Annotated in this window: 18 protein-coding genes, 1 tRNA gene and 2 pseudogenes; 19 read left to right on the top strand and 2 right to left on the bottom strand. The window is 36.6% G+C overall.

What is annotated here, in order from left to right; genetic code table 11:
* The 19 genes and pseudogenes from AACU95_RS09315 to AACU95_RS09225 all read left to right on the top strand — a co-directional run.
* Positions 1 to 185, top strand: a pseudogene (locus tag AACU95_RS09315) (hypothetical protein); the annotation flags it as partial.
* Positions 186 to 191: 6 nt separating this feature from the next.
* Positions 192 to 521 carry a DUF3304 domain-containing protein gene (locus AACU95_RS09310; RefSeq protein WP_081343447.1) on the top strand — a complete coding sequence of 110 codons (330 nt, stop codon included), beginning with the start codon at positions 192 to 194 and terminating at the stop codon, positions 519 to 521.
* Positions 512 to 3,034, top strand: coding sequence for a T6SS phospholipase effector Tle1-like catalytic domain-containing protein (locus AACU95_RS09305; RefSeq protein ID WP_074561781.1), 2,523 nt, complete (start codon positions 512 to 514; stop codon positions 3,032 to 3,034). The genes AACU95_RS09310 and AACU95_RS09305 overlap by 10 nt, the downstream gene beginning before the upstream one ends.
* 83 nt (positions 3,035 to 3,117) lie before the next feature.
* Positions 3,118 to 5,517: a type VI secretion system Vgr family protein gene (locus AACU95_RS09300; RefSeq protein WP_071425528.1), complete on the top strand. Its 2,400-nt coding sequence runs from the start codon at positions 3,118 to 3,120 to the stop codon at positions 5,515 to 5,517.
* Positions 5,510 to 6,286 carry a DUF4123 domain-containing protein gene (locus AACU95_RS09295; RefSeq protein ID WP_081343446.1) on the top strand — a complete coding sequence of 259 codons (777 nt, stop codon included), beginning with the start codon at positions 5,510 to 5,512 and terminating at the stop codon, positions 6,284 to 6,286. The genes AACU95_RS09300 and AACU95_RS09295 overlap by 8 nt, the downstream gene beginning before the upstream one ends.
* 46 nt (positions 6,287 to 6,332) lie before the next feature.
* Positions 6,333 to 6,590 (top strand): PAAR domain-containing protein, encoded by a 258-nt coding sequence (locus AACU95_RS09290; protein ID WP_074561780.1) that lies wholly within the window; start codon positions 6,333 to 6,335, stop codon positions 6,588 to 6,590.
* 35 nt (positions 6,591 to 6,625) lie between these two features.
* On the top strand, positions 6,626 to 7,168 hold the full coding sequence (locus tag AACU95_RS09285) for a DUF3304 domain-containing protein (protein WP_074561779.1): 543 nt from the start codon (positions 6,626 to 6,628) through the stop codon (positions 7,166 to 7,168).
* A complete protein-coding gene (locus AACU95_RS09280) occupies positions 7,153 to 7,692 on the top strand; it encodes a DUF3304 domain-containing protein (protein ID WP_141192192.1) in 540 nt (179 codons plus the stop codon). The genes AACU95_RS09285 and AACU95_RS09280 overlap by 16 nt, the downstream gene beginning before the upstream one ends.
* The gene (locus AACU95_RS09275) at positions 7,677 to 10,025 is read left to right on the top strand and encodes a T6SS phospholipase effector Tle1-like catalytic domain-containing protein (protein WP_074561777.1); all 2,349 of its coding nucleotides are present in this window, start codon (positions 7,677 to 7,679) and stop codon (positions 10,023 to 10,025) included. Before AACU95_RS09280 ends, AACU95_RS09275 begins: the two co-directional genes overlap by 16 nt.
* 67 nt (positions 10,026 to 10,092) lie before the next feature.
* Positions 10,093 to 11,226, top strand: a complete 1,134-nt coding sequence (locus AACU95_RS09270) for a hypothetical protein (protein WP_074561776.1) — start codon at positions 10,093 to 10,095, stop codon at positions 11,224 to 11,226.
* Positions 11,213 to 14,584, top strand: a complete 3,372-nt coding sequence (locus AACU95_RS09265) for an ImcF-related family protein (RefSeq protein WP_170827687.1) — start codon at positions 11,213 to 11,215, stop codon at positions 14,582 to 14,584. Before AACU95_RS09270 ends, AACU95_RS09265 begins: the two co-directional genes overlap by 14 nt.
* Positions 14,585 to 14,779: 195 nt before the next feature.
* A complete protein-coding gene (locus AACU95_RS09260) occupies positions 14,780 to 15,331 on the top strand; it encodes a hypothetical protein (RefSeq protein WP_074561775.1) in 552 nt (183 codons plus the stop codon).
* Between the two features lie 8 nt (positions 15,332 to 15,339).
* Complete coding sequence (gene tssA / locus AACU95_RS09255) at positions 15,340 to 16,971, top strand: type VI secretion system protein TssA (RefSeq protein ID WP_071425276.1); 1,632 nt, start codon at positions 15,340 to 15,342, stop codon at positions 16,969 to 16,971.
* A 28-nt stretch (positions 16,972 to 16,999) separates the two neighbouring features.
* On the top strand, positions 17,000 to 18,763 hold the full coding sequence (gene tssF, locus AACU95_RS09250; protein WP_074561773.1) for a type VI secretion system baseplate subunit TssF: 1,764 nt from the start codon (positions 17,000 to 17,002) through the stop codon (positions 18,761 to 18,763).
* The gene (gene tssG, locus AACU95_RS09245; RefSeq protein ID WP_074561772.1) at positions 18,727 to 19,827 is read left to right on the top strand and encodes a type VI secretion system baseplate subunit TssG; all 1,101 of its coding nucleotides are present in this window, start codon (positions 18,727 to 18,729) and stop codon (positions 19,825 to 19,827) included. The genes tssF and tssG overlap by 37 nt, the downstream gene beginning before the upstream one ends.
* Positions 19,808 to 20,365 carry a type VI secretion system lipoprotein TssJ gene (gene tssJ, locus AACU95_RS09240; protein WP_081343445.1) on the top strand — a complete coding sequence of 186 codons (558 nt, stop codon included), beginning with the start codon at positions 19,808 to 19,810 and terminating at the stop codon, positions 20,363 to 20,365. Before tssG ends, tssJ begins: the two co-directional genes overlap by 20 nt.
* Before the next feature lie 2 nt (positions 20,366 to 20,367).
* Positions 20,368 to 20,796 carry a type VI secretion system baseplate subunit TssE gene (tssE, locus tag AACU95_RS09235; RefSeq protein ID WP_071425279.1) on the top strand — a complete coding sequence of 143 codons (429 nt, stop codon included), beginning with the start codon at positions 20,368 to 20,370 and terminating at the stop codon, positions 20,794 to 20,796.
* Positions 20,797 to 20,844: 48 nt separating this feature from the next.
* Complete coding sequence (locus AACU95_RS09230) at positions 20,845 to 22,206, top strand: VasL domain-containing protein (RefSeq protein WP_074561771.1); 1,362 nt, start codon at positions 20,845 to 20,847, stop codon at positions 22,204 to 22,206.
* An 828-nt stretch (positions 22,207 to 23,034) separates the two neighbouring features.
* Positions 23,035 to 23,991, top strand: a complete 957-nt coding sequence (locus AACU95_RS09225; protein WP_202608896.1) for a COG2958 family protein — start codon at positions 23,035 to 23,037, stop codon at positions 23,989 to 23,991.
* A gap of 206 nt (positions 23,992 to 24,197) precedes the next feature.
* Here the strand turns inward: AACU95_RS09225 and AACU95_RS09220 are convergent.
* Together AACU95_RS09220 and AACU95_RS09215 are read right to left on the bottom strand one after the other, a co-directional pair.
* Positions 24,198 to 24,540 (bottom strand): annotated as a pseudogene (locus tag AACU95_RS09220) (tyrosine-type recombinase/integrase); the annotation flags it as partial.
* 111 nt (positions 24,541 to 24,651) lie between these two features.
* Positions 24,652 to 24,736: transfer RNA gene (locus AACU95_RS09215), tRNA-Leu, on the bottom strand.
* Between the last annotated feature and the right edge of the window lie 478 nt (positions 24,737 to 25,214).

Here is a 25,214-nt window from a genome sequence, read left to right as displayed (position 1 = left end):
ATATGTCCGCAAAATTAACCCGCAAAAAACTTGCATTTATCGGGGTAATTATTGCCCTTATTGCCGTCTATTTTCTCTTTATTCAAAAACCCAAAGTGGAATATCTCCCCGGTAATTTACATGGTTTTAATCATGTGAAGGGAACTTCGGTTAATTGGTTTAAAGTTAATGGTAATTATGGCTGAGGGGCTATGGGAACTTGTTGCATTATGGTGCCAAGAAAATGGACACCGAATCAAACCGTATTAGTGGAATGGGAAGTCGACCCTAATGCCTATCCCACAGATTCGCCCGGTGTAACTGATCCTAAATTTGATGCCTATATGGAAAAACACAAAGCCAATTATCGCCATTACAGTAAAGTTGTTGAAATTCCCCAATATGACGAACCTTGTAGCGTAAAGGTCCACTTTCTGCCTTGCCAAGAAGTGAAAATTACTCTTTCTTGTTATGCAACCAATCACCCTGATTACCCTATTAAAGAGCCAAGTTTTATGGAGGAGCCTGCAATATGTCCATAAATATACTCACTAATAAACAACTTCATTTCGCACTTATCCATACCATTAAAGCTAGTTTAAACAATCAGCATGTAACTAAAGGTGCTCCTTGCTGGGCTCCCCCCCATTTTCCTAATCAAGGGCGTTTGGCACTAACTGCTCAACAAATAAAAGAGAATATTAAAAAGATTGAGGCGGAAGAAATTAAGCATAGACAAAACATCACAAAAAAAGAAGCCATTCAATGTTGCAAAAGCCTACACGCTAGCTTTTTTTTTGATGGCACCAATAACAATAACAAAAATGATACAGATAAAGCAGATCCACCACACCCTACAAATGTGGCAAAACTTTATCACGCCAGTTCTCCAGATATAAAAGAAGTAATGGATAAAGGGTTTTATGCTTATTATATGCCGGGAGTAGGTACCCCCTTTCCTGAAATTAAAACTTACGAATATTACAGTTCAGGGTTAACCTATGCAACGGGGGGCCAAGCCCGTATACACTGGGCACTTATTCAAATATACAATACGCTATATCATGCTGTAATAGGTCATGAACTTACTTTAGCTGAAATGCGTTCATTACTGTTAAAAATGAATGATGCGAATAGCTATAATCCAGCTAATATTTTATTAGAACCATTTAGAGCTATCAGAAATAAAATTATAAAAAATAAGCCTAAACTGGTTGCTCTAAAATTATATATTTATGGCTTTTCTCGAGGTGCAGCAGAAGCCAGAACATTTGTCTATTGGTTAGATAAGTTTCTTACTTATTTATATACACAAGCTCCTTCATTAAGACCTTTAATGTTTCCCAAAGGAACTATCTATGGCATTCCTGTTTCTGTTGAATTTTTAGGTGTATTTGATACCGTACCCGCTGTTGGAATAGCTAATGTTATACCTATGTTTACTGGTCATAATGGCTGGGCAAATGGCACCCAACAGTTACCCAAATCAGATTTAATTAAAAACTGTTATCATTTTATGGCAGCTCATGAACAACGCCAATCCTTTGCTGTCGATTCAATCCGTACCCCCGAAGGAAATTACCCCCCTAATACCATAGAGGTGATTTACCCAGGAATGCACTCTGATGTGGGCGGTGGTTATCCTCCTGGAGATCAAGGTAAAGCTTTAGCTGGTCATGGTGAGCTTATCTCTCAAATTACATTACATGATATGTATGCAGCAGCAATAGATGCTGGAGCACCTTTAGCATTAAGCAAAGAGTCTTTTTTATTATTATCGCAACAACAACAACATTTTTATAATTTCAGATTGATGGAACAATTTATATTAGATGAATTTAAAATATCAAATTCTATAATTAATAAATTCAATGCATGGCGAGAACAAACACTATCGGAAATAACACAAGAACAACAAAGTGATAATATAAAATCTTATCTTCCTAACCGTTTTATTAGTACTGATATCGAAAGTATTATTGAATACCAACTTATTTTAATTACTGCATGGCGTATTGGGCGTTATGCCTCACCTCGAGATTCAGCAATGAATCTTACACAGCAAGATTTCTTTAAAAATGCGTCACAGCATGCAGATATAAAAGTACAACCGTATGAGCCAGGATTTAGCCAGCAAGCCAGCACTGTTCTAGCAAAAGAATATTCGCAAATAGAAAATCAAATAGCCGAAACTCGCAAAAAAAGAGAGGATGAGCAAAAAAAATATAGTGATCTCAGTAATTGGCTCCCCCCCACAGAACATATAGGTCGACCTTTGTTTGATGCAACCAATGCAAGAGGTCAATTTTGGGAGGCGTCTTTAGAATTTAAAGCCGACTTTAATGACTTACCTCGCCCTTTACCTTTAATTCAAATGACACTTAATACAAAAAAAACTTGTCAGGCAATTGATTATTATCACTCTATAGATAATCCTTATTATCAGCCAGATACTACTTGTGATTCGCTACCTGATAATAACTTTCCTGTTGATGTTGTAGGAACTGCAATTGTTTTAAGGAATTTAGATGGTACGGCAAAAGAATATGTTCATGTAACTACTTATCAAGATGAACGTTATGAATATTTAAGTTTAATAGAAAAAAGTAAAGAAATATATTCAATTTTAGAGCCTATTTTAATTAAAAATGATAACGATACTGAATTAGGGAAGATAGTAGATCTTTTTGATAATCATATACATGATTCCCGCGCTTGGTTTATGCATTCTGAGAGTGGACTTCGAGAGCCTTTTGGTAGTTATTTTTTATCTCGTATGATCTATTTTGGTGACAAGTGGAGTAAATCCATGAAGATTTTATCTATCGATGAATTTATCCATCGAGATGAAAATAATAAAAAATATATAAAGCTTAATTATTTGCCTACTTATGGTTTAGAACTTATCAGTAAAAATAATGGTAGTGAGCTTAAAAACAAACAGTTATTTCAAACCAATGAGGTTACAAAAGTAATAAATAAACTTAATGAGGTTAAAAAGCACCAAAATACACAAAACATATCATCTTCATTAAATAGTTATATTAATACTTAATAATATTCAATAACTCTTTTATAAGGATAAATACCGAAAGTTTGTTAATAATCAACAAACGGGATGTGTTTATATATTCAGCTATGAATTTAAAAAAAACAACTCAGGCTCTACTTAATGGACAAAATCGCTATCATCTTAATGTGCAAGGATGTGATGTTTTATTTGATGTAGAACATTTTACCGGACGTGAGGCAATAAGTGATACCTATCATTATCAAGTTACCTTTACTTGCCAAGCTCAAGATTTGCAACCTCAACAACTGTTGCGCCGCAGTGCCACTCTCTCCTTTACCCCTCCTATCAATAGTATGGCCGACTTAGTCACTCAAGAGCCGATTACCAAGCAGGTTCATGGTGTTATCACGCAATTTCGCCGTCTATCTGGCTCTGTGGATGAAGCGCGTTATCAATTAGTGATTGAGCCTACCTTTGCCTTATTGCGACATCAAATTCGTACCCACCGATTTTTTCTTAATCAATCGGTACCCGATGTCGTCAGCCAAATTTTACGTGAGCATAATTTTAAAGATTGGGAATTTGAGTTTATCTTAAAACATGAATATCCCAAACGTGAACAAATCAACCAATATAACGAAAGTGATCGCCAATTTATTGAACGGCTATTAAGTGAAGTAGGGATTTTTTACTCTTTTTATTTGCAAGAGCAAACTCAAACGGAAGTGATCCGCTTTGCCGATCGACAAAGTGCTTATATTTTTGATAAAAACTTACCACTCAATAGCCCCTCAGGCATGAGTGATAGCCATCAAGAAAGCGTATGGGGATTATCGCTACATCATCAAGTTGTTGAGCAAAATGTCTTTACAAAAGATTATAACCACCGCCTGGCACAAGACACGCTAATTTCTGCTGTAGCGGATATGACCCGCGGTGAAGGAGAGGATATTCATTATGGTGAAGTTTATCATTATAAAGCTAGACATCTTACTCGTGGTGATAAACTGACCCCTGAAGCCGAAACAGCCAACTTCTGGGCAAGACTTGATCATGAGCGTTTTCTTACTCATCAAACGCGCTTAAAAGGCGAGAGTAATGCGGATTTCTTATCACCATTACAAGTGCTCACCATTACGGATAACAGTTTAACTTCCTCATTACCTACCGTATTTCAATCACCCATTTTAATCACACGGTTACGCTTTAGTGGCGGACGAGAAAAAGCACTACAAGTACGATTTAACGCGGTTCCTTACAGTGAAACACTGTGCTGGCGACCAGCGCTTAAGCCTCGTCCAGTCATTACCGGAACACTTACTGCACGCATTACCAGTGCTAAAGATAACGATATCTACGCTCATCAAAACGAAGATGGGTTTTATTGGGTAAAATTTGATGCAGATCGTGATGAAAAACCGATGGGCTATGAGAGCATGCCAGTGCGGCTTGCAAAACCTTATGCTGGCGATACTTACGGTATGCACTTTCCGTTAATTCAAGGCACGGAAGTCGCCATTGCCTTCCATGAAGGCGATCCTGACCGCCCTTATATTGCCCATGCATTGCATGATTCTCGTCATCCTGACCATATCACCGATAAAAATAACACCCGCAATGTTATTCGTACTCCAGCAAACAACAAACTGCGAATGGAAGATAAACGCGGTGAAGAGCATATCAAGCTTAGTAGCGAATATGGCGGTAAATCTCAATTAAATTTAGGACATATTGTCGATGCCAATCGTGATAAACGTGGCGAAGGTTTCGAGTTACGTACAGACAGTTGGGGAGCAATAAGAGCAGGTAAAGGATTATTTATTAGTGCTGATAATCAAGCCAAAGCAGGTGGTGAAGTACTAGGAATGGAGCCAGCAATATCTCTGGTTAAAGGTGCAATTAACCAATTAGATGATTGCAGAGAAATCACTCAAGCACATCACAATCTCCAGCCAGAAAAAGAAGGATTAGATAATCTTTTAAAAAATACTGATAAATTAGCCTCACCCTCTATTCTTATGCATGGGCCTGAAGGGATAGGTATTGTTACTGATGAAACACTTCTTATGCAAAGTGTTGAAGCGCTTTATGCGCAAACTAAAGGTGAAATGCATCTATCAAGCACTCAAAAAATAGCCATTAATGCATATCAACAAATCTCAATGTTGTCTCAAAAAGAGGGTGTCCGCATTGTCTCAGGCAAAGGACCTTTCGAACTAGAATCACACGGCGATATCTTTGAAGCAACAGCGCTTAAAGATATTACAGTGCAATCCACCCAAGGTCATATTCAGCTAACTGCCAAAAATGGAATTACTTTAGGCTGTGGTGGTGGATATATAAAAATTATGCCTGATGGACAAATCGAAATTCACACTCCTAGCCGTTTAAGCTTAAAAGGACAACATGTTTGGAGTGAGCCGGCTAGTGAAGATTTTCCTTTACCCGATCTTCCTCAATCTGTTTGTAAAGAGTGTTTAAAAAAAGCACAAGAAAACGCTATGGGAGTTGTTATCCGTGAATAAAATCTCGCCATCCAAAGACATTACAATGCAATGGATAAAACAGTTAAAACTCATTACTGAAAAAACACACCTTGATTATATAGACATTATTGTTGACCAATCGGGATTAGAGACCCCTATCGTCCCAGCGTTAATCAAAATGGATAATGAGATCAGATGGTTTTCCCTTTTCACTAATATGCCTGAAGAAGGCTTTTTAGAACAAGCACCTCTGCTTATTCGTATAGAATGGAATAAGAGTACACATTTAATTTTATTAGAGGAGCTATTTGAATTACTTTACTCAGAGCCTCGATTATTAATAACATCCACCCCCCTTCCATTTAATATGTTATCTACTTTTTTACTTTCTCTTTCAGAAGTCGAATGGGGATTTAAGTCTTGTTTACTTCGTTTTTATGATACGAGAGTATTCCCAACATTAATAAAAAATATTCTGACCACAGAACAACAAAAAAGATTTACTGATATTACGTTTATTTGGGGTTGGTTAGATAGAGACAATGAGATGAGTTGGTTATTAGGCAGTTATCAGCCTGATATTGAAGAACAATCATTTCCAATAATGCAGTTTAATGATGAACAAATTAATAAAATTGGGTGTATAAGTGATGCAGAAGAACTAATGGCTTATACCGAGTTTGCAGATCTATCGATAACTAAAGAAAAAAACTTCACTCAATTATACCAATGGGCTATTCAAGCAGATAATAGTGATTTTATAGGAACATTAGAAGAGTATATTCGAAATCACACTGCTAAAGTTTAAATACTATTTTTCTTTTTATTTAACTCACTTCTTAAAGAAATAAATAATGAAAAAGATTATTAGAGTAGGTGATACCTTAAAACCCTATGGGGGCTGTGTACTCACTGGTAAATATTCTGCTTATGGTAAACCTGTCGCCTGCGTTGGTGACCAAGTAAAATGTAATAAACATGGTGATGGCTATATTATTGAAGGAGCTTCAAATTCAACGATTAATGGTAAACCCGTTGCATTAGATGAGCATCATTGTTCTTGTGGTTGTACCTTAGTGAGTTCTCTTTTTCAAATGGATATTAAACCTTAACTTCATATCTCTTTTAATATGAATGAGCCGGCTGTATGTCCAAGAAAATAAAACAACGCTTCGCCCACTGGGTACTTGCTGGGGGACTTAGTGTCACGCTACTGCTTACGGGCTGTGTCGGGGCTTTTAGTCTGGCACCCAAACCTCAACCCCTTGCCGCCGGTATTCAAGGATTTAACCACACCCAATACAGTATTACCGGTTTTACGATTAACGAAGGCTACGGCAGTATCGGGGGCACCGTCTGTTGTGTACTGCTTCCCGAACAATGGCGACCGGATTTAGTCGCCCATATTAAGTGGGATAAATTAGATAAAAGTAAACTCTCTCCTTCCCCTGATTTTGATCAGGTTGAAGCCTATAACCGCTGGGAAAAAGAACTAGACCGATATACGACTTATCATGAAGCTTGGGTACCGATCCCGCAATATGATGAAGAAGTTTGCGGTGTTGATGTCCATTTTCTGCCTTGTAATGAAGTGAAAATCACCACCTCTTGTTATAGCTACGGTGATCCTGAATACCCGATTAATGAACCGCATAATATGAAGGAGCCGGCTGTATGTCCGATAAAATAAAACAACGCGTCGCCCACGGGATACTTGCTGGGGGACTTAGTATCACACTACTGCTTACGGGCTGTGTCGGCGCTTTTAGTCTGGCCCCAAAACCTCAACCCCTTGCAGCCGGCATTCAAGGATTTAACCACACCCAATACAGTATTACCGGTTTTACGATTAACGAAGGCTACGGCAGTATCGGGGGCACCGTCTGTTGTGTACTGCTTCCCGAACAATGGCGACCTGATTTAGTCGCCCATATCGAATGGAAAAAAGTGGATAAAAGTAAACTTCCCCCTCCGCCTAAACTTACTCACGCAGAAGCCTTCAAGAAATGGGAACAATTGGTTCACGACAACACCTCGCGCCATGAAGCTTGGGTACCGATCCCGCAATATGATGAACCTTGTAGCGTTAAAGTCCATTTTCTGCCTTGTAATGAAGTGAAAATCACCACCTCTTGTTATAGCTATTATGACCCCGAGTATCCCATCACTGAGCCCATGAAAATGAAGGAGCCGGCAGTATGTCCGATAAAATAATACTTGAACCTGTTTGGGTACCAAACCATTTCCCCGAAGATGGCCGATTAGAGCTAACTCCACAACAAATCGAAAAAAATTATAAACAGCGACAAAAGGAAAAAAGAGCGCACCGTGCAAGTCTTGAGGCTGTCACGAACAATTGTTGCCGAACATTGCATATCAGTTTCTTTTTTGATGGTACTAATAATAATCGTAAAGAAGATATGGAAGCAAAGCCAGAAACAGCCACTAATATTACCCGCTTATTTGAAGCGACCCGTGAAGACGCTGAAGATAAAGGTAAAAAAGAAAGAGAGTACTTTAGATATTATATGCCCGGTGTTGGTACCGCCTTCCCTGAAATTGGTGAATATAATTTCACCACCACAGGTCTAATGTATGCAACCGGTGGCGAAAATCGCCTTAATTGGGCATTATTAATGCTTGCCAATACGTTAATTACCGCCGCAAATCAAAAAGAATTAGATACAGCTAAATTACGCATATATTTAAAAGATATGGCAACCCCGACCTACCTACCCATTGAAGGAAAAGCGCGTCGCCGTGCAGTTATTCATTCTTTAATTAATAAAAAAGAAATTATTGAAGGATTACAATCTGCCCCTAAAACACTCGCGATTAAGTTATATGTGTATGGTTTTTCTCGCGGTGCCGCAGAAGCTCGAGCGTTTATTAATTGGGTAACACAATTATTTGATACCCCAGAAGGGGCTGATAAACCCGTTCAACAACTATGTGGTATTGACGTAAAAGTTGAGTTTATCGGTATTTTAGATACTGTACCCTCGGTGGGGATAGTGCATTTAGCTCCGTTCTTCTCAGGGCATATGGATTGGGCTAATGGCACTCAACAGCTACCCGACGAAAAGATATTTCCAAATTTTATAAGGTGTTGCCGCCATTTTATTGCAGCCCATGAACAGCGTTATTGTTTTCCACTTGATACCGTAAGGCGTCCTACCAGCTGGAATAAAAATAACAAAGGGGAATACCCCAAAATATCAGATATTGAAGAAGTGGTTTATCCAGGTGTTCACTCAGATATCGGTGGTGGCTATGTCGTCGGTGACCAAGGCAAGGCCTTTAATGACCCCACGATGCTATCGTCACAAATTGTGTTACATGATCTTTATCTGTCAGCTTTTCAGGCTGGGGCGCCTATTAATGTTGCAGTTAATTCCCCTCTGGCAGCATCAAAAGAGGTTATGTGTGACCTTATTGAGCCAGAAATACTCTCCTTATTTAAAAGTAATACCACTGTAATTCAACGTTTTAATGCTTGGCGAAATATCACATTAGGTTTGTCATCTTTATCACCTTGCCAATCTTCTGAAATTTTCAATGCCTGTCGCTCTAATATGTCATTAGAAGAAATGGTCGAAAAACAGATGGCTTGGATGACCGCTTGGCGCATTGATCGATATGCAAAAATGAGCTATGCAAATAAAGATTTTTATAAAAATGCAGTAGAAGAGGATGCGGATACAATAGAAAAGAGAAAGAAAGAGTCGAAAGAGGAGGAAGATGCCATAAAAACATTACAAAAGGAAAAAATTAAAGCTAAAACAGATGCTCTTGAAGCAGATTCACTTACCGGATCTCGGCCTTACGAACCAACGTTATGTAAAACACAATTAAAAGAAGCTGCCGAAGAATTTAGGGCTGATTATTATGAACAACGCAGAACAGTACGAAACTGGAAGCAATTTTCTGTTGATAATTTATTATCTAATATGATGTGTTTATTGAATACCGATGATGAGAAAATAGAATATCTGCGAATGAAAAAAAGTGGTGATGATATTTATCGGCAAGGAAAAGGCTTCCCTTTATTTTTAGAAAAAGACCATTTAGAACCCGATGGTCAATTAACAGCTGAACTTTTTGATGAACAGCTACACGATTCTCGTGCTTGGTTTATGCATGATACATTACAATCCCGTGAGCCGTGGGCAAGTTATTTTAGCTATAGAATGATTTATGCGGGAAGTGAGACCAATAAATCGCTATCTGTGGTAGCAGCCGCAGGGCAACTGATCGGTATTGCCACTTTTATCGGCGGTATGGGTTATGTTATTAAACAAAAAAACATTAAAAATGCATTAGGCGCTTTAGCAGGAACAATAGGTGCGATGTCAATTGGATACGAAATCGTCAATGCAACAACCGGCCTCACGTTACCCATAGATCCGACCGATGTACAACCAACCAAAGATACAGGCCCCATTCAGGAAATGGCCAAAGCACAAGCGATGATTAACCAAACCCAAGGTGTGATTGAGAGTTTATCTCAGATAATTGAACCACAAAAAATACTACGACTTTCTTAAGTTAACATTACTTCAAACATTATAATTTTATTTTAAATTGAATATTTACAGTTAAGGAACGATAATAGTGCGATATCCACCTCGTTATCCTGAAATTCCAGAAGATAAGCCTATAAATTATAAAAAAATATTAAAGTGGTTATTTATATTTATTGGCTCTTCACTTTTCTTAACTAATATTATCGTATCAAATATTAAAATTGAAAATAAAGTATCATTATTAATGATGAGTGTAATAATTCCTGTTGTTGTATTATCGATAATATTCTTAATTTTTTTATTTTTAAAAGAATTAAATAATCATAATAATGAATTATTTAAAAAACAATTTAATACCGACAATGAAAAATGGTGGTTATATCATAGTGCCTCAATCCCAATAAAAACATCGATTATTATAGGTTCAATAGGTGAAAACCAACAGGAATGGAAACAGATTATTGATAATAGACCAACACCACCTCAACCTATTTCAAATAATCATGAGCAACGTATTTATTGTTCGGCTCTTGTGGGAAATAAGCATAATCGAGAAAAAATGTTAGCTAAGTTATTAGCAAATCAATTTATAATGGCAGAAGAGGATAATAAAGATAAGATTAAAATTGATAATATTTACTGGAAAGGGACACCTGAGAGTTTAACTCAGTTTATCGAATATTTACAAAAATATGATATTCCTTTACCGTTAAAAACCATATTTATAAACTCAATTGGCTCTTTAGATACAATAATAGATAACTATTATTTTTATCATAAAGCTGATTACTATAGTATTGTTGCAGGCTCTAATATTTCTGATCATTTAGATAATGGAGTTCTAGCTGAGACCGGTTTCTTATGGGTTATTTCCCCTCAAGAAAAAGTATACCAGTTACATCGTTGTGAATGTTTAAATCATGACGATGCTAATGAATTGGCGTCTCAAGTGATCAAATATTCAAAAATACCCGATATACCTGATAACAATATTTCCATTGATAAAGATGCTTCTCATCTATTTCTAACAACACCACTTTATTCATCCGATAATATTGTACAAAATTATTTCGGTGATAGTACTTATACATCACCATTTTTAGCTATCTCATTTTCTATTTTGTACTGTATAAATAATGATATTAATAGCTGTGGATGGATTTCAGGATATGATAACGGTCAATATATAGCAGGGGTTATTAAAAAATATGAAAATCAATAATAAGCTTTCTTCAACTCGAAATTTATTTATTATTTATGCAATTATTCTTACGAGCTCCTTACTTTTATTAAGTATTCTTTATTATCTTTTTGGTAATGAAATTTTAGAAACTAATTACGCCCCTAAAGAAATTGTATTTTTTACTTTTTCTAGTTGGATAGCTTTATTATTGATTTTTCCATTTTTTATTTATGGTTGGAAAAAAGTCATTCCATTACTCAGTAAACCTTTTCTACATAATACAAAAACATTACCAGAAATAAACAAAAAAAATAATTCATTTATTGATGATATATTTAAACAATACGGTCAACATAATTCAAAAAAATTATTACGTTTACTTATTGTCGGTACATCTTCTTGTATTGATAAATTAGCACCAAACTTAACTTCTGATATCTGGCAAGAAAACAACGGAACCTTACTCATTTATGGGGGCGATATTCATCAACCTATTGATGAAAATTTAATTCAAAACTTAAAACAATTGCGTCGCCACCGTCCATTGGATGGGGTCATTTGGGTCACTGAAAATAGCTTATCGCAACAGCCTCTCGCCCCTTCTTTATTTGATCACCTAAATTCCACCGACACCGATATCGCCAGTCGTTATTTTCATCAGCTCTTTCGCCAATTACGTTGGCAAGCTCCCATTTGGCTCTGGAATATCTGTCATAACGGCGATATGAACGCAGAAGAAGTGCCAACTGTACTTTATTCAGCACCATTAAACGCCTCTTCAGAAGTCCTCTCAAATGATATAAGTAAGCTCTTACCCGCTCTTATTGAACAGGGTACACAAGCTCTACTGCATAACCCAACCCACACTTATTTACTGGCCTTAGCCCGTTTTTTACAACACAGTGGCAGCGAAAAACTCGCAAATCACGTGGCACCACTGTTATCGGGCTATCGTTCATTGTCGTTTGCGGGGATGCTTTTTAGTCCCCCAGTTCGCAATAATCGCGCTTTATCGTCAATGTCATCTACATTACCGCCGAATAATCAATGGACAACGAATGCCCATTGGAAAACCCTCCTTTCTGCCAATGCACAACTCGCATCCCCCTTAAAAGCCGCCCCTTTAGGTCTCAATTCAAAACGGGTTTTACAATATACTGTGGCGACCGCCATGACACTGTGGGGAATTGGTATGGTGGTCTCGTACTTTATGAATCGCCAATTAATTACGCAAAGTCAGCAGCAAGCGCAGTTAGCCATAGATAATCACCAAACTGAATTAGCTCGTTTACAAGCCCAATATGGCTTACAACAAACCTTAGGTTTATTAAGTTATCGGGAACAAACATCAGAGCCTTTCTGGTTACGTTTTGGCTTAAGCCAAAACAACCAATTACTCCACCATTTATGGCCTGTGTATACTCAATCCATGTTGCCCTTACTACGCGATGCCACACAACAACACCTTGAGCATTTTTTACAAAACTTTATGCAACTCCCTCCTGACAGCCCTGAGCGGATTGAAAAAGCACAACAAGCCTATCAGGCCCTCAAGGCCTATTTAATGATGAGCGACCCCACACGTATCGATGCAGCTTTTTTTACAGAAACGGTGTTGATGCTGTGGCCTGAATATAACCAATTAAAAGAAGGGGAATGGCAAACCTTAGGAACAGAGCTATTTACTTTCTATGCTTCTCAATTGCCTTATCATGACGAATGGCGCATTAAACCTGATCGTACCTTAGTGTCAGGCAGTCGCACTATTCTTATTCGCCAAATTGGTCAACGTAATGGCGAATTAGCGCTTTACCAAAAAATATTACAACAAGCACAGCATAACTTTGCGGATATGACGCTAGAAGATATGACCGGAGAAACCGATGTCAACTTTTTATTAAGTTCAACCGAAACGGTGCCGGGTATTTTCACACGTAAAGCCTGGGAAGAGTCTATTGAGCCTGCGATTAAAAAAGCCGTGCAAGAAAGGCGAGAAGAAATCGATTGGGTATTAAGTGACACACAAAAAAATGCAGACACTGATATCTCACCAGAAAAACTGCAACAAAATCTGACAGAGCGCTATTTTAATGATTTTTCTGGCTGTTGGTTAAACTTTCTCAATGGCTTACAGTGGCGAGAAACACAAAGTCTCTCAGACACGATTGATCAACTCACCTTAATGAGTGATATCCGACAATCGCCCATTATTGCGCTGATGAATTCACTCTCCTATCAAGGCAAAACAGGACGTCAGCAGGAAAAATTAGCGGACTCTTTTGTTAACTCAGCCAAGGATTTATTAAATAAAGAGCAACAACCGGTCATTAGCCAAAAAGCGACGTTTACAGGACCACTCGAGCCTGTTTTTGCGCCGATATTGGCTTTTACTGATCCACAATCATCGGCACAAAACGGTGATACATTAAGCCTACAAGCTTATCTGACACGTGTAACCCGAGTGCGTTTAAAACTGCAACAAGTGGTAAATGCCCCTGATCCACAAGCGATGTCTCAAGCCTTAGCCCGTAGTGTATTTGAAGGAAAAACGGTCGATTTATCAGAAACACGCGATTATGGGAGTTTAATTGCCGCCAGTTTTGGGCAAGAGTGGCAAGGTTTTGGTCAAACCCTATTGGTACAACCGATGTCACAAGCGTGGCAACAGCTATTAGCACCAACATCCCAAGGTATTAATACACAGTGGCGCAATGCAGTAGTGAACGATTGGAACAGTGCATTCGGTGGACGTTATCCTTTAAAGAATACCCAAAGTGAAGTTTCTTTACCGTTAATGGCACAATATTTACGCCCGGATAATGGCCGCATACAGCGCTTTCTCGAAACCCACCTAAATGGTGTGCTTCGTAAAGAAGGAAGTCATTGGGTACCAGATGCCACCAATGCGCAGGGATTAAACTTTAATCCTGAATTTTTAAAGGCACTAGATACGCTTAGCTATCTTGGCGATGTTGCGTTTGCCAACGGAGAAGCGCGTCTGTACTTTGAATTACGTCCAGGTACTTCACCCGAAATTATGCAAACGCGCCTGATGATAGATAAACAATCGCTTATCTACAATAACCAACAACCTCAGTGGCAACGCTTTGTTTGGCCGGCAGATACTGTGGCATCAGGTGCCTCATTAAGTTGGCTCACCACTCAAACAGGGACTCGTATCTATGCAGATTATTCGGGTGTCTGGGGGGCGATCCGTTTACTGGAAGATGCGCAAATTACGCCTTATGCAGGGAGTACCAGCAGTTATTCAGTGAGTTGGAAAACCTTAAATGGACAATCTCTTAACTACACCTTAAGAACAGAAATGGGTGAAGGTCCTATTGCACTGTTGCAACTTCGTCATTTTGTGTTACCTGAAAAGATTTTTTTGGATTAGACAAAAGGAAAGATAATTAATAAAATCAATATGTATTACTACAAATTTTAAAATTTAATTATCAGTTAAATAATAAAGAAATAAGTAGTATTTTCACCCAGAATAGACATTTTTATTTGGTAACAAAAGAATTAAACCTTGATATAAAAATGGCTTTGCTTAATTCTCATTATCTTAAAATGAACGATAAATATTATGCTTAAAAGATTAACTTTATTTTTTACTCTCTTTATCATTGTTGGTTGTGATAATACAAAAAATGAAAAAAAAGAATTTATGCATGGGTTTGCGTGGCATCAGTCCATGACTGATATTAAAAATCTAAACTTAAATAATTTAAAATGTACCTCCGCACCAGAAGGTTGGGCTTGTTCCTCTTGGTCAGCACCTAATAAACAACTAAATGATTACTATTATTTTTTCGTTGTTTTAAAAGATAAGGGGCTCTCATCTCTTTTGATCTTAGAATTAGAAAATCAATCTAACTCACAAGTTTTATTAAAAAAATACAATCAATTAAACCGAACATTATTTGATGAGTTTGGTTCACCTACTTATCAAGTAGATAATATTCCTCGTAATAATGCTTTTTTTCAATGCTTGAAGAATACAGAATGTGGTGAAATAAAAAATCAATATGATGCTAATGGCGTAACGGCAATATTAAGTATTCTCGGGGATGATAATGGAGGAAGACTCAATTTACTTATGGCTATAGATAATGACGAGAATATTCATTCTTACTAGGAAAAAACATGTCTGTATTAACATCATTAAAAAATCTTTGTTTTAGCGAAGATCCCTCTTTATCTACACAGCTCGCTCAACAACAAATTGCTTTATGGGAAAGATGGCTATTACCTATTTCCTCAGATAATCCCGTTGGAGATGATCCTAGTTATGAAGATGATTTTGAGCGAATGAAAGAAGAGGTTAATAAATTATCCGGCGCTGATACTGAACTTATTTGTCTTTTAGCTGAAAAATTACTCCTTAATTTTTGTAAAGATGTTCGTGTAGTGACTTATTATATCTGGGCAAGGCTACATAAAGAAGGCGAACACGGGTTTGCCGATTCACTAGGTCTTCTCGCAGGTTTACTCACTCATTATCACCGCAATTTATTACCACAACGAGCCACAAGCCGAAAAGCTGCACTTGAGTGGCTATCTGGACAACGCGTTTTAGACAGCCTTTCTCTTTATCCTGAAGTCGATCATAATGAATTTTCCCGTATTATTGCGTTATTAGCACTTATTGAAGATGAATTCCAAACTTGGGGTGAAGACGAGAAACCACAATTAGTGGGACTTCATAAGATCCTAGAAAAACGTTTAGCACAATCTGGCGGGGCAAATAGCTTAGTTCCACAAAATATCAGCAGTCACGAGACAGACGCAACTTATCATTCTACATCGCCATCTCCATCAACTATTTCACCAAGCACCCCTCTAGACACCATTCAATCCGGTCGCGAATTATTAGATCAAGCTAAAATGTTAGCAAGCTACCTACGTAATCAGCCTAATGGCTGGTTAGCAGGACATCGGTTAATGAAAGTCGTTAGATGGGATACAATCCATCAATTACCACCACAAAATAATCAAGGTTGTACCCGTTTATCCCCCCCACGAACAGAAGCAAGAGCACAGCTAAAACGCCTTTATTTACAACAGAGCTGGGGTGAACTAGCGGAACAAGCGGATAAATTGTTTGCCGTAGGTGTAAATCATTTCTGGCTAGACGTACAGTGGTATTTATATCAAGCCCTCACAAAATTACCAGCACCTTGGGATGGCTGGTCTGAAATTATAAAAGATGATTTAAAACAACTTCTTAACAGACTTCCTGATTTAGAAAATTTATCTTGGGAAGACGGTTCTCCTTTTGCTGATGAAGTGACATTAAACTGGATCAAGCAACATGTTCTGGAAGAGAATTTTGATGCAATGCACGATATTTCTCACTCACCGCAACACCAATCGGAAGACGATAACATCTTAGCTTTAGAAGCAGAAGCTATTACACAAGCGGATACAGACGGTGTTGAGGTTGCACTAAAATGGCTACAACATCGACCAGAGATCACGACACCTCGACAAAATTGGTTGTTACGCTTAGTTATGGCTAGGGTTGCAGAACAATTTGCAAGACAAGATCTTGCACTTAATTTATTGCGAGAATTGGATAATAGCGCCCAGACCATGTCGCTATCACAATGGGAACCCAACTATATATTTGAAGTGAAAGCACGACAACTTCATCTTTATCGGGCGAAAAGTCAACGCAACACCTCAGATAAAACACATATAGAAAAGCAGATGGAACAATTATTGTGTGAATTAACAACACTCGATCCGGTTCGTTCTGCAATTTTATACTCTTAATATTTTATGATCAGCGGGATTTTAATAAATGGATGATTTAACTCTGCGCTATTTTGATGCTGAAATGCGCTATCTTAAAGAAGCTGCTAAAGAGTTTGCTCAAGCTCATCCAGATAGAGCGGCAATGCTTGATTTAGATAAGGCAGGAATGCCAGACCCTTTTGTTGAAAGGTTATTTGAAGGTTTTGCTTTTTCTATGGGGCAATTACGGCAAAAAATTGATGACGATCTGCCTGAGCTTACCGAAGGACTGGTCAGTTTATTGTGGCCTCACTATTTACAAACCATCCCTTCACTATCGATTGTTGAGCTAAAGCCTGACATACAAAAAATGAAAATAGCAGATAATATTCCTGCTCAATTCGAAGTACTTTCTCGGCCTATAGGGCCTAAAAAAACGGTTTGCCATTACCGAACCACACAAGATTTAACCATCAATCCAATGACCATTGGTACTGTAAAATTAGCAACAGAGCCTAATGGACACTCTGTTATCCGGCTAAAATTTATTTGCAGTGAGATCATAAATTGGTCAGAAGTTAATCTTCATAAACTTTCATTATATTTATCAGGCGATATACCAACAACCAATGCGCTACATTTGGCTTTAACTAAACAAGTAGCTCATACTTATCTAAAACTACCTCAATCAAAAGATAGGATTGCGATCCCTCTCTATTTTTCACCTGGAGGTTTTGCTGAACAAGATTCATTATGGCCAAAAAGTGATACCACATTCAGTGGTTATCAACTACTACTAGAATATTTCTCTTTTCGAGAAAAGTTTATGTTTGTGTCTTTATCTGGATTAGATGAAATTCATTTTCCAGAAGAAACCACAGAATTTGAATTAGATATTGTTCTAAACACATTTTGGGATAACGATCTGACGCTAACACATGAAAATATTCGGTTACATTGCGTTCCTGTTATTAACTTATTTAATATCGAAGCAGATCCCCTGACTATTAATGGTTTAGAAAGCGAATATCTCTTACGTCCCCGTCGCATTCAAGATGGACATACAGAAATCTATTCTGTCGACAGTGTACATGGTTCTCAACGCACTGATGAAGCTATCTATGTCCCCTTTACGAGTTTTCGTCATCGTGGAGGAATGTTACGCCATAATGCTCCTGAACGTTATTTTCATACCCGTGTTAAACGCGGTGTTACAGGATTACATGATACATGGCTTATTTTGGGGGGAGAAAAACAAGCATTAGATACAGCGACACAGACAGAAACACTATCATTACAGTTAACAGGAACTAATGGCCAATTACCCCGTAAAGCGTTACAAAGTACTTTACTCGATAGAACCGAACAAACTTTACAAGTTCCACTTACAGTCCGTAATTTATGTAAACCCACATTACCGCTTTATCCCCCAGCCGAAGATCGCTTTCATTGGCGAGTGCTCAGTCATCTTGGATCAAGCTTTTTAAATATGATGGATAATGCTGAAGTATTGCGAGGTACACTTGCGCTGTATGACTGGCGTGATGATGATATGAATCATCGCAAGCTTGAGGCGATTATTCATGTTGAGCATCATCTTATTGAACGCTTTGAAAAAGGCTTTTTACAACGTGGTATCGATATTGAAGTAACTATCGATAGTAATGGCTTTAATGGTGAAGGTGATATTCATTTATTTGGTGAAATGCTTAACCGCTTTTTTGCTCTTTATACTGATGTACATCTTTTTAACCAATTGACACTCATTATATTGCCTACAGGAAAACGTCTTCAATGGAAAGAGAATCACAATCCTCGGTTACCTCGCTAATTGAAGCATTAGGTGAAAAACTACCTTATGTTAACTTCTATCGTTTGTGCCAACTTATTGAAAATAGTTGCGCAGAAACCTCTGGGCTAGGTCGTAGCTCTTCTCTTAAAGATGATCCTATTCGTTTTAGGCCTCATCGTGGTATGGGTTTTCCCGTTACAGAAATCAAAGGGTTAGACTCCTTTAATCGTTATCGTCCAAGCACAGTACCTAGCATACGTACAACATTTTTAGGTCTTTATGGTATTACGTCTCCTTTACCAACAACATATCTTAATGACATTGCTCAATATCGTGATGGTACCGACTCATTAACTGATTTTTTAGATATTTTCAATCATAGATTAACGACACAATTCTATCGAATATGGCGAAAATATTCTTACCCTGCAACTTTTCAAGCAGGTGGTACTGATGAAACCTCAAAATATCTTTATGGCTTAATTGGGTTAGGCATTCCAGGGTGTGCTAATCATGTCGAATCACCTTTATCGCGCTTTCTTGCATTATTGGGTATTTTACGTTTACCTACACGCACCGCAGAAGGTATTCACGCCTTAGTCAAATTATTAGCCCCGTCTACAAATGTAGATATTATTCCACACGATCCACGGCAAATTATACTTGATAAACCAACGCAAATGTCGTGCAAAAATCCAACAACGCTAGAAAATAAACCTGTATTAGGTGCTTATGCATTTGATGTAAATAGCCAAGTGCTAATACAACTTCAAACAGATGATAAAAAAGAATCTAAAGGCTGGTTACCTGATGGCAGTATTTACCAAGATTTTATGGCATTACTCCGCGTTTATTTAGGTTCAAGAGTTAACGCACGATTATGCTTAAGACTACCTAGACATCTTTTAGCTGATGCAACATTAAGTTCAAAGCAAAAACAAGGTGTTCAATTAGGTCGTACTGCTGTTATGCGCCCCTTGTCATCTAAAGCTAAAAACAATGCAACTCCTTCCTATATCAATATTGGATTAGGTTTTTATCAATACCTAGCACCCCGAACTCAACATTATAAAAGTGAAGAATATGGCAATTATAAATTCTAAATTTAAATCAATATGCTCTTATTACTACAGAATTGTATTTGTACTAATAACAGCATTCAGTATTGCTGGTTGTGGTTTAACCCAGACAATCAGTGACGGCACAGTTTCTCTTACAAAATCAATTTTTTATAAACAAATAAAAGTATTACATTTAGATTTTACTGCCCGAGAAGCACTCAATACCAATGATAATGGAGCATCTTTATCCGTTATAGTACGTATATTTCAACTAAAAACAGATGAAACATTTCAAAATTCTGATTATCTTTCATTATTTAATGGAGACAGTGATATTTTGGCATCATCGCTGTTAGCACAAAAAGATTTACGTATACGTCCTGGTGAATCAATTTCTTTAGATATGCCGATGGAAGAAGGTGCACAATTTGTTGCTATTGCTGCCATGTTCCACTCCCCTGACGAAGCTAAAAATAGTTGGAGGGTTGTCATTCCCAAAAATGAGCTAGATCCTGATAATGCTCGTAAAATTATTCTCGATGAAAATACACTTACGTTAAAACCTTTGGATAAGAAATAATCATGCCACAGCCTTCTCTTTATGAAATGCTCACTGGATATTTTAGTGATGGACTTCCTATTGAAACGATATCAGAAGAAGATCAAGTGATCCTTTCTGTAATGGATAATATTCGTCGGATATTAAATTCTCGGGCCGGAACGATAAAGCATTTACCTGACTATGGCCTGCCTGATATGAGTAAAATTATCCAAGGTTTACCGGGAAGCTCTCATAAAGTTATGGCAGTATTATCTGCTACTTTATTAAAATATGAGCCTCGAATTAAAACCGTCTCTTTAGGTATATTGCCTGATAATGAATTTGGTAAATTACACTATTCTTTAGATATTGAATTACATGAACAAGGATTAATACGTTATGGTACAGAGTTCTCTTCTGATGGGCGTATTTTTCTTCATCATCTAAAGAAAAATTTTAATTTATCTTAATTTGATACTTTATTAATCGTAAAATTTTATATTAATTCTGAGGTTGCTATGAATTATTATTTAGAATCACTGCCTATTGGTAATGATCCACGTATCTTTAATCAATTTTTATCCATCAAAGAAGAACTTGATAAACGCTTTCATCCAGCTCGCCCTGATATCAATTGGCAACATATCCATGAATTATGTATCTCTTTATTTAATCAAAATGGTATAGACTTACAAACTGCATCTTGGTTTACACTATGTAATCAACAAATATCAGGATTAGAAGGGTTAAGTGAAGGGTTGTCACTTATTCATAAAGTTATCACTCAAAACTGGCAAAATATTTGGCCTGTGCAGACTCATACTCGTATTAATATTCTTTCTTCATTAAGTCAGCAACTCGTTTCAGGTATAAGAGGAACTACGTTTTTATATAAAGATCTGGCTCTGTTATATCGTATTGAAGAACAATTAAAAAATATAAATAATCAACTTCAATCATTAGAAATAAAGCATTTAGTAAGATTTGATTATTTACAAAATTTAATTGTAACTCAAATACAACAATTAGAAAAACCTGATACTCTTGATAATAACTTTTGTTCTCCTGATTTATCTCCTGTATTAACCCAAAGTATAGAGCTATCAAATAAAACAAAAAAAAATAAAATTAATAATCTATCAACAAAAAACTATATTTCATCGTCCATTTCATCTCAATCTAGTAATATTAAAGAGAATGAGAAACAAACATTATGGAGAGGAATATTAATAGGTACTATTGTGAGTAGTTTATTATTTATTTCACTTTTTTATTTTTGGTTATCAGGGCTAAAGGATAATAGTAACATTGGAGAGTTCTCTTATATTTCATCAATAGAGATGCAAAAAATTCCAAGTGTTGACCCGAATATGATTAATAGAAAAAATAGTCATAGTATGTTAACAAAAGAACAACTCAATACTATTCAACAACGTTTAGATACACTAGTACAATTATCGCCTTCATGGGCACAAACTCATGGAATTGAAGTTATAAATTACCTAAATAAACAATATAATAGTAATTCAGGATTATTATTATTAACAAAAAAATGGAAAGAAAACTTAGAAATAAATGCAATAACAGATAAACAACTTAATGAATGGGCAAATGGTATGGCACAATTGGACGAATTAAGTCAACGCCTAGATCGTTTTGATGGTGATCCTAAAAAATATATTACAGGTTCAGAATTAAAATCTATTATTTTTAAAACAAAACAACATTTTAACCAGGCTAAGCCATTAGAAGAAGAGTTACGATTACTTGAAAAGAAATCTATAGAAAATACCATTTCTGATTATGACTATCAGCAAGTTGATTATCATTTCAAACAGTTATTAAATCGATATGCTTTACTAAAAAGTCAATCTAAATAAAATATAACTATTAACTGTCTTATTTATTTATAGAGAGATAATATCTGATGCCGGCTAAAATATCGTATATTTCATTATGTTTAAGTGTTTTATTTTATTATCTCGAAATGGTACATGAGTTTTTTTTCAGGCTGTATCCAAGAGCAATAAATACAGTACCTTTTTTTCAACATCAAACCTTATTGAGTATCGTTTTTGCTATTTATCTTTTATCTATAGCTCCATTGTTCTTTTTTTGTATTAAAAATAAGATGAACAATCGTTATCGATTATTATTTTATATAGTTCTACCGTACATACTCTCTGTAATTACATGGTACATTAATATTTATATTGATATTCCGACTCATTACTTCAAAAATGGTTCAATCACAGGAGTACTTAGTCATATGTTTATGACATCTTATATAATACATGGGGTATTTTTGATCCCTATTGTTGCATATATAGCTGATTTTTTACTTCGTAAAATGTTGAGTAACTTGTTTGTTATTAATTCATAACCCGGATTGAATTGGTGGCATTTTATAATGCTCATCGACTCCTCTTAAGCACATGCTGGTAATACACCGTATAAAGTGCTAAAAAATCAGCTCCGTCTTTAAGACTAAACATCAGCCAAGGTTCTGAGTGACACACAAATCAGATATTATTTGTCGTATGATAGAAAAATATCTCTTTGAAGGTCGTTTGCCTTGTACAGAAGAAATGTCTGAGGTATTAATCAAACAACCTAACATATTACAACGTAAAAAATTTTTGAGCATATTAATCAGAAATTGAAAACATTTTTCGATACGTTATTGATGGCTTAGAAGGACTTTAATAGTGGGTATAAATAAAACACGTTCACTTTATGACAAAACCCTGACCTTTCTCAAACAAAACCAAGGTAAACAATATACTGCGCGTGATATCGCTGAGAATTTAGTTAAACAAAATCCTGACTGGGCGATGGACAAAGTGAACAAAAGCCAAGCATTATCGACCTTAGATGATGCTGTGAAACAATATGCAGCTGAAATAGGTGCACAAACACCGAAATGGTTAACACCGAAAAAAAATAAAACTGTTAAAATAAAAACCACAATAGAGCGTCCACGAAAATATTTTTATAGTGAAATGACCGATGATGAGGAAATCGCGTTAAGCGAAATCGCAGATGCGACAGCTAGCCCCAATGATTGGAGTGAACATGACCTCTATCCTTTGCTTAATGCATGGCTAGAAAGCAACATGAATGTCTATTCGTTACGAATTAATGAAAAGAAAAGCCAAAATACACAAGGTAAAAACGGTAATAAATGGCTTCACCCTGACTTAGTTGGCTTAGAATATAAAGGCCAACATTGGCAAGCAAAATTAAAAGCATGCGTGAATGAATACAGTGAACCCAGAACACGCTTATGGTCTTTTGAAGTCAAAAAAAGAATTAATATGAGTAATGTGAGAGAAGTGTTCTTTCAGACAATATCTAACTCATCATGGGCAAATTTAGGCTATTTAGTTGCAGCAGAAGTGACCGGAGAAGATACGCTTAAAGAGCTCAGAATGCTTTGTGCGGCGCACAGTATTGGCGTGATCTTACTCGATAAAGACGATATCGCGAATACTCAAATCTTAATTCAAGCTACCGAAAAAGAAAATGTAGATTGGGAGCTGTGTAATCGCCTTATCTCAATTAATCGTGATTTCGAGCATTATATTGAGTTAGTCAGCGAATTTTATAAATTGGGTGAAGTAAAAAAAGCAGACTGGAAGTGGAGTAACAAAGATCTTATATGAGCTATGACTAACTCTGATAAAATACCAGAGTTAGTTTTCTCTTTCTCATGACACTTTGCTTTAGAGCTGATCGCAGGCTCTTTCTAACCTTAATGAAATTTTAGCCTGCCAGATTAGATTTGGCTTTATTCTATAGTTGTATCATATAAAATATTAACTAACATTTTTATAGAATAAACAATATGATATTTAAACTATTATTATTCTCACTTTTCAACCCCAAATCCCCACTGCACCCTCAACCACCTTTCCTCAATATGCTCAGCTTTATAAATATAAGCACCCCTCACTGAGTTACACTATTGGTGACTCATTTGTCTTTCTACTGTATCTTTCAACCACAAGCCTGACTCAATCAACGAACTACATGCCATCGTTCTAAAACCAGGTTCACAGACTTCTGTCTTAGTATCATAGCCCATTACACGTAATGCACTGTTTACCGTGTTTTCTCTCGGATTGTCATTATCGATAAAGACTAGCGAATGATTACCACAGAATTGATAGATCTGTTTTAAGATCTTCAATAGCTTGTCGGCTTAAAGGGACACAGGGTTGACCTTAGTATACTTGGGAAGACTGAAAAAGCGAGAGGAACCTTGCAAACACTGGATTTCAGATACAAAAAAAGACGTCTGTTGACGTCCATTGATGTTCTTATGGTGCCGAAGGCCGGACTCGAACCGGCACACCCGAAGGCGGTTGATTTTGAATCAACTGCGTCTACCAATTCCGCCACTCCGGCACTGAAGTGTGTTTGGAAAACAGGCTCATTATACTTGCGTGAGGAACCCTCGCAACAATTATTGTTGGTTTTCAGTTTGATTGGCGAAAAAAAGTGCATTTATCTTATTGTTCTTCTATGAATGGGGCAAACTTGTAACATTCATCTATCGATAAGCAACATTGAATTTAACAAGTCTCAATCTCTGAGTCTCTTAGCACACTGACTTCATTTATTTGTGCATATATGGATTATCTTCTGTTGTCATCGTTATAACTGAGCAGTAGACAAAATCGATATATTAAATTATACATAACGAGATATAAAAAAAGGATCAAAACTGGGTTAGTGTTTTGATCCGACGGTACTGCAATTTAAGGGCTTAATTTTATTTTTATGACTATCGTTATTTTTTTAATGTCACTGCCCTTTTCTTCCCTGGTGTAAGGAAGAATTTTTATTTTAAATAGAGTGTTATATTTAATATATATTGTTATTT

Origin of the sequence: Proteus sp. G4415 (assembly GCF_963896075.1) — a bacterium.
Classification (GTDB): domain Bacteria; phylum Pseudomonadota; class Gammaproteobacteria; order Enterobacterales; family Enterobacteriaceae; genus Proteus; species Proteus mirabilis.
Note: the sequence above shows the minus strand (reverse complement) of the source record. Positions and strands in the feature narration are given on the sequence as shown.